This is a genomic window from Dehalogenimonas sp. NIT-SK1, from assembly GCF_055384165.1.
The window spans coordinates 1,057,986-1,071,634 of record NZ_AP042352.1 but is presented as its reverse complement, the minus strand read 5'-3'; the positions used below and the strand labels follow the sequence as shown (position 1 = coordinate 1,071,634).

Sequence of the window (13,649 nt, the reverse complement as noted above, 5' to 3'; positions counted from 1 at the left end):
CTCCAGATTATTGCTCAAGTAAATTGGTTATTTGTACCAGATCAGTAATCTTAGGGCATTCCTGGGGTGCTTCAATTAGTCCGTCTCGGTCAATCAGAGCACCTTTCATGCCTACCGCGGTTGCTCCCAGAAAATCTATCTGGTACTGGTCACCAATGAACATAGTGTTTTCCGCATTATTACCGGAACGCCTGAGCGCTTCCTTGAAAATTTCCGGGTGGGGTTTAGTAAAACCCGTTTCCTGTGATGTAACTACGATGTTGAGAAATGTATCCAGGCCCAGTTTTTCCAATAATGGAATGATATCCTTATCTATATTGGAAATTAAACCCAATACCAGCCCGTGACGTTGTAATTCAGTTAAGGCTGGTACAACGTCATCAAAAAGCTTGTGTCCGAATTTGGTGTCGCGGAAGCGCAGTAGAACTGACCTTAGTAAATTAGGGTCGGGTTCAATGCCGGCTTCTTTCAGAACGATTGATTGATGACGGGCATAAACGGCGCTAATTTCTTCCGGCGTACGCTGACTTATAGCTTTTTTAGCGTTTTCGGTGTAAAAATATTCATCAGCAAGAATGAAAGAACGTTTGAATGACTCGGGAGAAGCTTTAACCCCCAGTTCATCCAAAACCCGGGCTTCCCATTCTTCACGCGGGGGATCATAACTAATGAGTGTTTGGTAAAGGTCAAAGAAAACTGTTCTAATCAAATTAGGCTCCTTATGGGACGATAATTTCAGATATACCGGTTATTAAGGATAAGCTTAACAAAAATAGGCTTTAAATGAAACAGAGGCAAGTTGTTTGGGCTGTTATTTCATGAAGACGATAAAATGGTGGGACATTGATTATCAAGTTTTAATCACCGGCAATTAAGACTTGACCATATTCCCGAGTTCTGTTATGCTTTGGCGGGTTTTTTGAGTGTAATGAACCGTTGGTTGACTGCCCTAAAATACATTGGGATCGGATGGTTCATTAGCTTATCTATCTTGGGAGGCATACTGTTCGGGCGCTGGGTTGATGAATGTCTGGATAGCGATCCCTTGTTTTTAATTATTGGTTTGTTTCTGGGTCTTGCTGTAGCGTTTTATGGCACCTATCAGTTGGTGGCCGTACCCAAGAGCAAAAACTGAATTACAAGGAAGCCAATTAGTGACTGAAGCCAAGAAAGTAATGGGAATGTCCAAGCCGGTTTTCATTGCCGTGCTGTTAGGTTTATTAGCCCTCAGTATTGTCAGTTTTTTGGCCGGAGGTATAGGCAGGGCTTTATTTGGCATAGAATTTCCGGATTGGTTGGTAGTCAATCAGCCTGAACCTCACCTGCCGCCATCAGAGATTTTTCATATAGGCAGCTTTGCCGTAACTAATACCATTTTCACCGCCTGGATATCCATTATTTTACTGGGTGGGCTTTTCTGGGCGGCCACCCGCCGAATGAAACTCATACCCGGGCGATTTCAGGCAATTGCTGAAAGCATTATCGGTTATCTTTACGATTTCTGCACCGATATTGCCGGCGAGAAAAACGGACGACGATTTTTTCCGCTGGTAGCCACTATATTTCTATTTGTTATAACCAACGCGCTGATGAATTTGATACCCGGATACAATTCTATATTAATTGGTGAAGGTTCTCACGCGACCCATTTACTGCGAGGCGCCAATACGGATGTGAATTTCCCCCTGGCTCTGGCGGTAATATCTTTTGTGATGGTTGAATATTGGGGTTTGAAAACCATAGGGGTTCTTCATTATATGGGTAAGTTTTTCAATTTTGGCCCTTTTATCAAGAGCATTAGACATTTCCGGAAGGAAGGTCCTATGGGGGTCTTCAATGGGCTTATTGCCATTTTCATCGGATTGATTGAGCTTATGGCTGAATTTATAAGGATTATCTCTTTCACTTTTCGTCTCTTCGGCAACATGACCGGCGGCGAAATATTATTGGTTTCCATGCTGTTTTTAATGCCGTTCCTGCTGGCACTGCCTTTCTATGGGCTTGAATTGCTGGTGGGCTTTATTCAGGCATTGATATTCGCTGGCCTGACACTGGTGTTTGCTCATATTGCCGTTACACCGCATTCCGAGGAAGCTTCGGAACAACATTAGACAGTTACCAAATTAAGCTTATATAAAGAAAAGGAGAAATGACATGGAATTGGATGCAGCAAGACTTTTAGCGGCCGGCCTGGCTATGGGCCTCGGCGCTATTGGCCCCGGTATCGGTATCGGTATTCTGGGCAGCGGCGCGGTAAACGCGGTAAGCCGTAATCCGGAAGCACGTGGTCCCATCTTTACCAACCTGCTGTTCGCCGTAGCGTTGGCCGAAGCTGTGGCTATTTACGCTCTGGTTGTTTCGATTCTTTTAATATTTGTAGCCTAGTTGTCCTAGAGGGAGGTTCTACTAGTGGAAAAACTGGGGATAGATCTTGCCAGTTTTATAGCCCAATTGGTAAACTTCGGCATATTGCTGGTTGTGTTGTACCTGGTGGCCTATAAGCCTGTTTTGAAAATGATGGACGGACGTGCCGCCCGTATTAAAGAAAGCCTGGAACAGGCTGAACAAATGAAAAAACAGGCTGAGGAAGCTGAGGTAGAATTCAAGCAACAGATTGCCGAAGCCTCGAAGCAGGGGCAAGCGGTTATTGAACGGGCATCCAAAACAGCTGATGAAATTCGGCAACGCGCGCAAGACGAGGCCAAAACTGACGCCGAAGCGTTGGTCAATCGGGCAAGAGCTGAGATCAATCGAGAACGAGATGAAGTTATTGATGAACTGCGCAGAGAATTCGCGGACCTGACTGTCCTGGCGGCCGGCAAGGTTATCGGTAAAACGCTGGATAAAGCCGCACATCGGGATTTAATTAATCAGGTACTCGAAGAAAGCGATAGCTTAAGAAAGAATTAGGGGAGACTATTGGCGAAACGAGCCTTTGCATTAGCTTTGCGTTACGGACAGGCGGTCTATGAGATTGCCGAAGCGAAAAATGAATTTGAACCGTGGCTGAATGACCTGGAGTTACTTAATCAGGTTGTCAGTGACCAAGAGATATCATTTTTTCTGGAGAGCCCCAAGGTATCCATGGGAAGCAAAAAGGATATTTTGGCGGACAAAGTGACTGAGGTCAAACCAGCGGCGGTTAATTTGGTGCTGTCGTTGGCTAATCGGGGACGCCTGGGTATCCTTTCGGATATTCTTAATGACTTTAAAAGACGCTTGGACGATAAGCGTGGTATCGCTCACGCGCAAATTACTTCAGCTATAGAACTGAGCGAAAAAGACGTGGCGGATATTCGGAAGAAACTCAGTGAGATGTTCATCAAAGATGTGGAAGTGTCTACAAAGGTGGACGAATCGCTATTGGGCGGCATGATCGCACGGGTGGGGGATAAAGTAATTGACGGCAGTTTAGTTCGCCGTCTCAATAATTTAAAACAGGAAATCAATCAGGCCAGGCTGTAAACTTGTTTTGCTCCTGGAAGGAGGCTTGTAAAAGTGTCACAAAGAGGACTTGATATTGTAGCTGTACTTAAGGAACAGATAGAGCATTTTGGCTCTGATGTTGCAGTAGCCGATGTGGGAACAGTTATTGAGGTTGGCGACGGCATTGCCCGCATTCACGGCCTCGCCTCCGCGGAGTATAACGAGCTCCTGGAGTTTCCAGGCGGAGTAATGGGCATTGCCCTGAACCTTGAAGAGGATTCAGTCGCGGCGGTACTTCTTGGGGAAGATACTTATATTAAAGAAGGCGACGAAGTCAGGCGTACCAACCGTATTATTGAGGTGCCGGTCGGTGAAGAAATGATCGGTCGTGTTGTCAACCCGCTCGGCCAACCCATTGACGGAAAGGGTCCCCTGAAAACAAATAAAAAACGTGCCGTGGAACGGGTGGCTCCAAATGTTGTTGCTCGTCAAAGTGTTGATACTCCCGTACAGACTGGTATCAAAGCCGTCGACTCCATGATACCGGTCGGCCGGGGACAGCGTGAGTTAATTATTGGAGACCGTTCTACCGGTAAAACAGCGGTTGCCATTGACACCATTATTAACCAAAAGGGTGGCGACCTGATTTGTATTTATGTTGCTATTGGACAGAAAACTTCCAAGATTGCCCAATTGGTCAGTACTTTGGAAAAATACGGTGCCTTGGAACACACCATTGTGGTAGCAGCTTCAGCTTCTGATCCGGCAGCTTTCCAGTATATCGCCCCATTTGCCGGCTGTGCCATGGGTGAAGAATTCATGGACAACGGCAAAGAAGCGTTGATCGTATATGATGACTTAACAAAACATGCATGGGCTTACCGGCAGTTGTCGTTACTGCTGCGTCGGCCTCCGGGACGCGAAGCTTACCCCGGGGATGTTTTTTATTTGCATAGCCGGTTGCTGGAACGTGCCGCCAAACTCAACAAGGAACACGGGGGCGGTTCTCTGACAGCCTTGCCAATTATTGAAACCCAGGCTCAGGACGTTAGCGCTTATGTCCCCACTAATGTTATTTCTATTACCGACGGGCAAATTTATCTGGAGCCCGATTTATTTAACGCGGGTGTCCGGCCCGCCCTTAACGTAGGTATTTCTGTATCCCGCGTTGGCTCCGCCGCCCAGACAAAAGCGATCAAGAAGGTAGCGGGTAAACTTAAACTGGAAATGAGCCAGTACCAGGCTTTAGCCGCGTTTGCCCAGTTTGGTACATCCGAACTTGATAAGGCTACTCGTGCCCAAATAGACCGGGGGCAGCGCATCACCGAGGTTCTAAAGCAATTGCAGTATAAGCCGGTAGCAATGGAGAATCAGGTGGTTATCTTTTATGCGTTGCTTAACGGATTTCTTGATGATGTTGAAGTTGACAAAGTATCCAAGTTTGAAGATGACTTATATCAATTTTTACAGGCTAATTACGCTGACATAACTAAGAAAATTGCTGATGAAAAAGTATTCAGCGAAGAAACAGAAAAAGCTTTAGAAGCGGCTCTTAAGGAATTCAAAAAGAGCTTTATCGCTTAACCGGAGAAGGGAAGGAGCTTAATGGCAAATCTGAGGGCCATACGGTTACGCATACGGGGCGTTAAAAATATCGCCAAGATTACGCGTGCCATGGAAATGATCGCCGCCTCTAAAATGCGCCGGGCGCAGGAAAGAGGTTTAGCAGGGCGGCCGTATCGTGAAAAAATAACTGAAGTCATCGCGGCTTTATCCGCCGTTTCGGGCGGTGAGGCAGCTCATCCTTTACTGGAAAAACGTCCGGTTAAGAAGATTATGGTGGTTCATGTAACTCCTGACCGCGGGCTATCCGGGGGATTGGTCGGCAATATCAACCGGGCAACCCTGTCGTTTGTGCAGGACAACAAAAACACCCCAATGAGTTTTATCGTAATTGGGAAGAAGGGCCTGGACTTTATGCGGCGAGCTCAACGTGATATCGCTGCTGAATTCATGGGAATGGGAGATAAACCTACTCTTCAAGAAACACTTCCTATATCACGTATTGTAATAGATGACTTTAAAGCCGGGTTGGTTGATGAGGTATATGTGGCGTACAGTCAATTTGTTTCAACCATGGTGCAAAAGCCCGTTTTGGAAAAATTACTTCCTGTGGAACCCGCAGAGATTGAACCGCAGCATAATGTTGAATATCTTTATGAACCAGATGCGGCCACTGTATTGGGGTCATTGTTACCCAGCTATGTTGAAATGAAAATTTACCAGTTATTATTGGAATCAATTGCCAGTGAGCAATCAGCCAGGATGGTGGCGATGCGTAATGCCACACAGAATGCTAACGAGCTTACTGATGAACTAACACTTGAATATAATAAAGCCCGACAAGAATCCATCACCGGCGATTTACTTGATATAGTCGGTGGTGTGGCTGCGCTGGCTTAACTCAATAGGAGGATTGAATGTCCAAAGGCAAAGTTGTACAAATTATCGGGTCAGTTGTTGATGTCGAATTTCCGCCATCGGAGCTGCCAGGGATTTTTAACGCGCTTGAGATCGACAACAATGGTGAGAAAATCGTTCTCGAAGTTCAAGCACACGTCGGCAACAATTGGGTAAAAGCCCTATCCTTTATGCCTACCGATGGCCTGGCGAGGGGAGCTGAGGTGACCGATACCGGAGCACCGATCAGTGTTCCGGTTGGTCAGGGTTCCCTGGGTCGTATTTTTAATGTTTTAGGTCAACCATTGGATAATGAAGGCGAGGTTAAAACCGACGAACGCTGGCCTATTCACCGTAATGCTCCTCCTTTTGAAGAGCAGGAAACCAGCGCCCAGGTATTAGAAACCGGTATCAAAGTTATTGACCTGATTACCCCCTTTGCCCGCGGCGGTAAAATTGGGGCTTACGGTGGTGCCGGCGTGGGAAAAACAGTTGTAATTCAGGAACTTATCCGCAACATTGCTACTGAACACGGTGGTTTTTCAGTTTTCGCCGGTGTCGGTGAACGTTCCCGTGAAGGCAATGACCTCTGGCATGAAATGAAAGACTCCGGCGTTATTGAAAAGACCGCTCTGGTTTTCGGTCAGATGAATGAATTGCCGGCGGTGCGCCTTAGGATTGCGTTAACCGGCCTGACTATGGCTGAGTACTTCCGGGATATGGAACACCGCGACGTGCTGCTGTTTATTGACAATATTTATCGTTATACCCTGGCCGGCATGGAAGTATCAGCTTTGCTGGGACGCATGCCCTCAGCTGTAGGTTATCAGCCCACCTTGGCCACCGAAATGGGCCAGTTGCAGGAGCGCATTACTACTACTAAAAATGGGTCTATTACTTCTTTTCAGGCTATTTATGTGCCAGCGGATGATTATACTGACCCCGGTGTGGTGGCTACTTTCGGTCATCTTGATGCGGTTATCGCGCTTGAGCGTTCCCTGGCAGCCCAGGCGCTCTTCCCGGCGGTGGACCCATTATCTTCCAACTCACGCATTCTTGATCCTATCGTGGTAGGGGAAGAGCACTATAACGTTGCCCGTGAAGTTCAGAGGGTACTCCAGCGTTACAAGGATTTGCAGGACGTTATTGCCATTCTCGGTATGGAAGAACTTTCCGAAGAAGACAAGGCGACCGTAGCTCGGGCGCGCAAGATTCAGCGTTTTCTGACTCAGCCGTTCTTTGTCGGTGAAATATTCACCGGTCGTCCCGGCAAGTATGTCAGCATCGCCGAAACCGTACGTGGTTTTAAAGAGATTCTTGAAGGCAAACATGATAGTTTACCGGAGCAGGCTTTCTATATGGTGGGTACCATTGATGAAGCGGTTGCTGCTGCGGAAAAAATGGCCGAAAAAGGTAGTTAACCAGGCGTGAAAGATAAGTCAGATAGCTAACGGAGTGCTGCTTTGGCGACTATAAGATTAGAAATAGTAACACCGGAACGTCAGGTATTCTCAGATGATGTTGATATCGTTGTCGTTCCCGGAATTGAAGGTGAATTAGGAATATTGCCTAACCATACTCCTTTAATGACCGCTCTAAAGACAGGGGAGCTCCGTGCCCGTAAAGGGTCGGAAGAATTCCTGTTGCTAGTCTCCGGCGGGTTTTTGGAAGTTAGACCCAATCGAGTTATTGTTTTGGCGGATGTTTGTGAAAGAGCCGAGGAAATCGATCTCTCACGAGCTGAAGAAGCTCGAAAGAAAGCCGAGCAAAGAATGGCTGAGAAGTATGAACCTGGTGTTGATGCTGCTGAATCCGAAGCAGCTTTACATCGCGCTATGGCTAGGCTGGCTATAGCTGAGAAAGCAAAAAGACGCGGTAAAAGGTCTACCGGCGGACCACCAAAAGTCGGCTGATAATAAACTAAACAAAAAGCCCCCGATTGTATGCGGGGGCTTTTTTTATGACTACTATCACCAAATATATATGATCTCAATAAAAGGAATAACAAAAGGGCGCTATCTCAGCGCCCTTTTTAACAAATATTAAATTGGATTAATTACACAACTTATAAAATTTCAAGCCGTGCCTTGATTCCAGCTTTGGCGGCTTTTACCCGGATCAAAGTGCGCATTGCCTGTGCGATACGACCTTGTTTACCGATAATGCGGCCTTTGTCGGCATCGTCAACCTGCAACGTTATCTTGAGCCCTTCTTCTTCCTGCTCCTCTGTTACCACCACTGCCTCAGGATTGTCCGCCAGTGATTTAGCAATGTACTCGACTAATTCTTTCATGGTGGCTCCTTTGTGACTAGACTATATTAAATAACTCCGGCCTTTTTGAGAAGTCTACTTACTGTCTCAGTAGGCTGAGCACCTTTTTTAATCCAATCCTTGGCTTTGTCAGTTTCGATATTGACTGTTTCCGGATCTGTCATCGGATCATATTGACCGATGATTTCCAGAAATCCACCGTTTCGGGCATCACGCGCATCAGCGACTACCAGTCGGTAGCTTGGTTTCTTAAGGGCACCCATTCGTCTAAGTTTGATTTTAAGCATTGTGTTCAGGAAAACTCACTTGTATTTTTAGGGTATTATCCAATATGACAGCTATGGTGTCAACTATAAGTGCTAATAAGGAAAAATGCAATCAAGTTTGGCAGTTGAAACCTATAGCAAGTATAATCAGTTTGTATGCGGAATATCAACCGTCAGTACGATGGTTTTAATATCTCTACGGTAAATGCGGTGGAGCTACAGAAGAGCTTGGCTAGAAAGATCTCTCTTGAAGATAGGCCATGCGACAAAGATATTTCTTTGGTTGGCGGGATCGATGTATCAATGGGTAGGAATAGCAAATTTGGAAGAGCCGCTGTTTCGGTAGTAGAATTCCCTTCGCTCAGTGTCGTGACGGATGAGTGCTATGAAGGACCGATTGTAATGCCTTATGTTCCTGGGTTACTGTCTTTCCGAGAACTGCCTTTAATTCTTGGAGCATTTAGGAAACTGGAGGTTGAACCAGATTTATTCATTGTTGACGGTCAGGGCATCGCCCATCCCCGACGCTTGGGTTTAGCGTCCCATTTTGGGTTATTTACCAATACCCCGACTATTGGTTGCGCTAAAAACAGACTCTGTGGTCATTACGGAGTTCTCGGTGAATCCAGGGGTAGTACGGCGGATCTAACTGATAATAATGAACTTATAGGCCGGGTAGTGCGTACCAAAGAAGGATGCAAGCCGGTTTTTATTTCCGCGGGGAATAATATAAGTCTGGGAACCGCTGTTGATTGGATTCTGAAACTCACAGGGCGGTATCGATTACCGGAACCGATAAGGCAAGCCCATTTATCAGCCGGCCGGAATGCTATTGAGCAACCTAACTTCGCAGTGAAATAAACGTTATACGGAGTAATTATGATGGAAATGACTGGAGAATTTAAAGAGCTTTCTGAGCGGATTAATCACGATATGGTGTGTCTTTGACATAGAGGAAAAAGAAAAAGAAGTGATTAGCCTTGAAAACCTTATCACCGAAGATGGTTTTTGGGAAGACAGCAAACAGTCGCAAAAAGTTATGCGTCGGATTACTGAGTTGAAGAAAACGGTTGAACAATGGAGGGCACTTGAGCATCGTGTATTTGAGTTGGCCGAATTGGATGCTCTGGTTAAAGATGACCCTGATTTATCCGCCGATATTGATGCCGACAAAGAGGAATTAAAAGAAAAACTGAATCAACTAGAATTTGAGTTGGCGTACAGCGGAGAATATGATGAACGGAACGCCATATTGAGTATTCATGCCGGAGCCGGTGGTGTTGAAAGTCAAGATTGGGCTCAAATGCTGTTAAATATGTTTGTGAAATGGGGAGAACGGCGTGGTTACGATATCGAAATTCTGGAAACCTCAGTAGGCGATGAAGCCGGGATCAAGAGCGTGACTCTTATTTTTCGCGGTCGTTATGCTTATGGAAATCTGAGGAGTGAACATGGTGTTCATCGTTTGATAAGATTGTCGCCCTTTGATTCTGACCATTCCCGTCACACGTCATTTGCTTTGGTAGAGGTTATGCCTGAAGCGGAAGAGGACACTGATATTGAGATTAATCCCGATGAACTGAAACTTGAAGCTTTCCGAGCGAGCGGCGCCGGTGGTCAAAATGTACAGAAAGTTTCCAGCGCAGTCCGCATTACGCATGTGCCCAGCGGAATGGTGGTGACCGCGCAGACGGAACGTTCCCAGCATCAAAACCGGGAAGTAGCTCTAGGTTTGCTTAAAGCGAAATTGCTGCAGCAGAAAATCAATGAAAATGAGGCTGAGAGAGCCAGGATAAAAGGCGCCCATATTTCCGCGGAATGGGGCAGTCAGATTAGAAGCTATGTGCTTCACCCGTATAAAATGGTTAAGGATCATAGAACCGGAATAGAAACCGGCAACACCCAGGCGGTGTTGGAAGACGGCCAGATAGATTCGTTTATAAATGCGTATTTGAAGGGGCAAATTTCCAGTGATTAGAAGATTGCAGTTTTTTATTATCGGTGTATTTGCGGCAGGGTCAATTATTCCGGTGTCAAGTATTGCTGCGGAAGATGGGTTCACTATCAACGACCTCAATCACACGGTTAGTTTCCCCGGTTCCATAAGTTTTCAACTGGACGCCACCACCGATGCCGATATAGTTGACGCAAGATTAAACTATAAGGTGGACCGCCAAAGCTTCGCGGAAATTTTCAATGAAGTCATTGTTGGTATTTCACCGGCACAGGAAGTGAACTTAAGCTATTCCTTGAATCTTAGAAGGGTCGGTGGGCTGCCACCAGGAACCAAAGTAAGTTATTGGTGGACACTTTATAATGATAAGGGGCGTGAATATGTCACTGCGGAAAATACCCTGATTGTTGACGACGAACGTTATCAGTGGCGAGAAATGGACGAAGGCCTAATCAGCCTTTATTGGTACTCAGGGGATGATTCCTTTGCCGATGAACTAATGAATACGGCGCGGCAGGCCCTGGAAAAGCTGGAAACTGATACCGGAGCCAAACTGATGGAACCTGTTTCGCTATATATCTATGACAGCTCTCAAGCTCTTCAGGGTTCAATGGTTTTCCCCCAAGAGTGGACTGGAGGAGTTGCTTTTACCAATTTCAATACCATAGCTATCGGTATTGAGACATCTGAATTGGCATGGGGTAAAAGAGCGATAGTTCACGAATTGGCGCATCTGGTAACCAATCAGATGACTGGCAATCCATATAATTCCATTCCGACTTGGTTAAATGAAGGTCTGTCTATGTATGCTGAAGGTAATCTTGGGGCTATATATGCTGTTTTTTACAAACAGGCCATTGACCAGCAGAATCTTATTTCCGTTCGCAGTCTGGCAAGTCCTTTTTCGGCGTCACCTGAATTAGCATACCTTTCATATGCTGAAAGCTATCATATCGTCAAGTACCTGATAGACCAATATGGACAGGATAAAATGAGCCAATTGCTGCAGACCTTTGCTGAAGGAGCCAGTGCCGACGGCGCTTTGATGGAAGTTTATGGTTTTGAAATGGACAGATTGGATAAGGAGTGGAGGGAATACGCATACAGTGCCGTACCGGGTCAGTCGCCGCAAACGGTGATTTGGACACCATGGCTGGTGGCTTTAATCGTATTAGTGGCCGGGGCATCAATGGTAATTGGGGTTTGGCTCTTTTATCCCCAGGCAGTTGCCCGGAATGAAGAGGTTGATAATTAATGAAACGATTGTTGTTTTCTCTTACTAGCTTAGTATTGTTGCTTCTTCCCATAGTTTCTGGTTGTGCACCAGAAAATGAAAATGATTCGGTTCTTCCTGGTACTGCCGGCGGACAGTTGAACCTGACGGCAACGGAGCCTTATACTCTGGATCCCGCTATTATTGGAGATGCCGGTGGATTGACCTTTATCGCGCAGATTTTCAGCGGATTGGTTAAGGTAGCTGATGAAGGTATTGTACCTGATATAGCTGAATCTTGGACAGTAAGTGAGGACGGAACTGTTTATACTTTCCACTTACGGCCTGATGTTACTTTTCATGACGGCCGCCAAGTGAAAGCCGATGATTTTAAATACTCCTGGGAGAGGGCATTGGCCCCGGCAACAGGGAGCAGTACCGCCCGTACGTATCTTGGTGATATAGCCGGTTCAGCAGCCGTAAGGTCCGGTGAAATGGCCACCTTATCGGGAGTTAGGGTGATTGATGATTATACTCTTGAGGTCACTATTGATAGCCCCAAGTCATATTTTTTGTCAAAAATGACTTACGCAACCGCGTATGTCGTGGATAGAGAAAATGTAGCTGAGGGTAATGAATGGTGGCGTAACCCCAACGGAACCGGACCTTTTATACTGGACCAGTGGACGAATGATGCTTACATTAGACTGAAACAAAACACTGGTTTCTATGATGGTGAACCCAAGCTTGATAGTGTTGTATTTAATTTCCTGGCCGGTCGGCCAATCGACTTGTATGAAATGGGCAACATTGATATTGCCTCAGTTGACTCGGCGTATATAGACCGGGCTTTAGATACAGACGGTGCTTTCTCTGGCCAGGCGCAAATAATTTCTCAGTTAAGCTTGTATTTTCTAGGCTTTAACAGTGCCGAGCCGCCTTTTGATGATCCTCTAGTCAGGAAGGCTTTTTCAATGGCGTTAGACCGAGACAAACTGGTTGAGTTGGTTTTTAATGATATGCATCAAGCAGCGGAAGGTATAGTGCCGCCTGGAATTCCAGGCTATAACCCGAGTATTGCCGGGTTGGGGTATGACCCTGGAAAAGCCCTGGAATTATTAGAGGCTTCTTCTTACGGCAGTGCGGAAAATTTGCCTGATATAACATTAACAACCCTGGGTTACGGAGGTTTGATTTCAGCTGAGTTGGAAGCAATGGTTTATCAATGGTCTAATAATTTGGGTGTTGAGGTAAGCGTGCGGCAGCTTGAACCGGAAGTATTTTTATACAGCCTCAAAGAAGAAAGAGACCAGATATTCTACCAGGGGTGGATAGCGGATTATCCTCATCAACAAAATTTCCTGGAAATACTTTTTGAAACCGGAGCCGATAATAACTGGGGAGAATATTCCAATCCACAGGTCGATGAATTACTTGAACAGGCTGCTACGATGACCGAGGAAAGTGAGAGTGAGCTTATCTACCAGCAAGCGGAGCAAATACTGATTTCAGAGGCGGCTTTATGGCCTTACTATTTCGGACGCAGCTATATCCTAGTTAAACCCTACATCAAAGGCTACGAGCTCAATCCATTGGGAGTACCATTGCTGAAAGATGTTAGCATCGACCGGTCTGTTGATGTGCCGACTAATTTAACTGTAAGTTAGCCGAGTATCAATCAAATTCGGGATAGCCAAGCAGCAATCTAATTGGCTGTAAATAGAAACAAGCGGCGGAGGGTGTGGGATTCGAACCCACGGTTCCCTTGCAGGAACAACGGTTTTCAAGACCGTCACCTTAAACCACTCGGACAACCCTCCATGTTTGATCAATGAATAGGACGAATATACGGCGGTTATTTTAACACGGACGGATATTCATTGCACAGATTACGACACATTTTTTAAATAATCACCGTCTGTTTTTGTGAAAGGATAAATGTATACGATCCAGCCTGAAATAAACCAAGAAACCAAAAAGCGGTGGTTCATCAATAAACCGACCTGTTTAAGTTGACATATTAAAAATTTTACTGTACACTAAATGGTTGTTAATTAT

At 45.8% G+C, this 13,649-nt stretch carries 16 protein-coding genes and 1 tRNA gene; 13 read left to right on the top strand and 4 right to left on the bottom strand.

The features are described from left to right. Positions 1-7 precede the first annotated feature (7 nt). Entirely contained in the window at positions 8-709 is a 702-nt protein-coding gene (locus ACZ48S_RS05565; protein WP_464211637.1) for an HAD family hydrolase, read from the bottom strand. Between the two features lie 219 nt (positions 710-928). On the opposite strand from ACZ48S_RS05565, the gene ACZ48S_RS05560 reads away from it, so the two are divergent. Genes ACZ48S_RS05560 through ACZ48S_RS05520 form a run of 9 tightly spaced genes read left to right on the top strand, consistent with a single transcriptional unit; the run spans position 929 to position 7,799 of the window. Then, positions 929-1,135 carry an AtpZ/AtpI family protein gene (locus ACZ48S_RS05560; protein WP_464214568.1) on the top strand — a complete coding sequence of 69 codons (207 nt, stop codon included), beginning with the start codon at positions 929-931 and terminating at the stop codon, positions 1,133-1,135. Between the two features lie 19 nt (positions 1,136-1,154). After that, complete coding sequence (locus ACZ48S_RS05555; protein ID WP_464211636.1) at positions 1,155-2,111, top strand: F0F1 ATP synthase subunit A; 957 nt, start codon at positions 1,155-1,157, stop codon at positions 2,109-2,111. A 43-nt stretch (positions 2,112-2,154) separates the two neighbouring features. Then, positions 2,155-2,385: an ATP synthase F0 subunit C gene (atpE, locus tag ACZ48S_RS05550; RefSeq protein ID WP_013218006.1), complete on the top strand. Its 231-nt coding sequence runs from the start codon at positions 2,155-2,157 to the stop codon at positions 2,383-2,385. 24 nt (positions 2,386-2,409) lie between these two features. Continuing rightward, on the top strand, positions 2,410-2,910 hold the full coding sequence (gene atpF, locus ACZ48S_RS05545) for a F0F1 ATP synthase subunit B (protein WP_464211635.1): 501 nt from the start codon (positions 2,410-2,412) through the stop codon (positions 2,908-2,910). Positions 2,911-2,919: 9 nt separating this feature from the next. Next, complete coding sequence (locus tag ACZ48S_RS05540; protein ID WP_464211634.1) at positions 2,920-3,465, top strand: F0F1 ATP synthase subunit delta; 546 nt, start codon at positions 2,920-2,922, stop codon at positions 3,463-3,465. Positions 3,466-3,498: 33 nt separating this feature from the next. Then, the gene (gene atpA / locus ACZ48S_RS05535; RefSeq protein WP_464211633.1) at positions 3,499-5,010 is read left to right on the top strand and encodes a F0F1 ATP synthase subunit alpha; all 1,512 of its coding nucleotides are present in this window, start codon (positions 3,499-3,501) and stop codon (positions 5,008-5,010) included. A 21-nt stretch (positions 5,011-5,031) separates the two neighbouring features. Beyond that, entirely contained in the window at positions 5,032-5,889 is an 858-nt protein-coding gene (atpG, locus tag ACZ48S_RS05530) for an ATP synthase F1 subunit gamma (RefSeq protein WP_464211632.1), read from the top strand. A gap of 17 nt (positions 5,890-5,906) precedes the next feature. Next, positions 5,907-7,307, top strand: coding sequence for a F0F1 ATP synthase subunit beta (gene atpD / locus ACZ48S_RS05525; RefSeq protein WP_464211631.1), 1,401 nt, complete (start codon positions 5,907-5,909; stop codon positions 7,305-7,307). A 42-nt stretch (positions 7,308-7,349) separates the two neighbouring features. Further along, the gene (locus ACZ48S_RS05520; RefSeq protein WP_464211630.1) at positions 7,350-7,799 is read left to right on the top strand and encodes a F0F1 ATP synthase subunit epsilon; all 450 of its coding nucleotides are present in this window, start codon (positions 7,350-7,352) and stop codon (positions 7,797-7,799) included. 152 nt (positions 7,800-7,951) lie between these two features. Here the strand turns inward: ACZ48S_RS05520 and ACZ48S_RS05515 are convergent, their stop codons facing one another. Both ACZ48S_RS05515 and rpsP read right to left on the bottom strand, forming a co-directional pair. Next, positions 7,952-8,179: a KH domain-containing protein gene (locus ACZ48S_RS05515; protein WP_464211629.1), complete on the bottom strand. Its 228-nt coding sequence runs from the start codon at positions 8,177-8,179 to the stop codon at positions 7,952-7,954. Positions 8,180-8,205: 26 nt separating this feature from the next. After that, positions 8,206-8,445, bottom strand: coding sequence for a 30S ribosomal protein S16 (gene rpsP, locus ACZ48S_RS05510; RefSeq protein WP_464211628.1), 240 nt, complete (start codon positions 8,443-8,445; stop codon positions 8,206-8,208). 135 nt (positions 8,446-8,580) lie between these two features. Between rpsP and nfi the strand changes: the two genes are divergently transcribed. The 4 genes from nfi to ACZ48S_RS05490 all read left to right on the top strand — a co-directional run bounded on the left by nfi (position 8,581) and on the right by ACZ48S_RS05490 (position 13,258). After that, positions 8,581-9,285, top strand: coding sequence for a deoxyribonuclease V (gene nfi / locus ACZ48S_RS05505; RefSeq protein ID WP_464211627.1), 705 nt, complete (start codon positions 8,581-8,583; stop codon positions 9,283-9,285). 18 nt (positions 9,286-9,303) lie between these two features. After that, a protein-coding gene (gene prfB, locus ACZ48S_RS05500; protein WP_464211626.1) for a peptide chain release factor 2 occupies positions 9,304-10,402 on the top strand; the annotation gives its coding sequence in 2 pieces (ribosomal slippage) (positions 9,304-9,369 and positions 9,371-10,402; 1,098 coding nt in all). After that, positions 10,395-11,633, top strand: a complete 1,239-nt coding sequence (locus tag ACZ48S_RS05495) for a peptidase MA family metallohydrolase (protein ID WP_464211625.1) — start codon at positions 10,395-10,397, stop codon at positions 11,631-11,633. The genes prfB and ACZ48S_RS05495 overlap by 8 nt, the downstream gene beginning before the upstream one ends. Beyond that, a complete protein-coding gene (locus tag ACZ48S_RS05490) occupies positions 11,633-13,258 on the top strand; it encodes a peptide ABC transporter substrate-binding protein (RefSeq protein ID WP_464211624.1) in 1,626 nt (541 codons plus the stop codon). Before ACZ48S_RS05495 ends, ACZ48S_RS05490 begins: the two co-directional genes overlap by 1 nt. Positions 13,259-13,324: 66 nt before the next feature. Here the strand turns inward: ACZ48S_RS05490 and ACZ48S_RS05485 are convergent. Further along, positions 13,325-13,411 (bottom strand) — tRNA-Ser (locus tag ACZ48S_RS05485). Positions 13,412-13,649 lie beyond the last annotated feature (238 nt).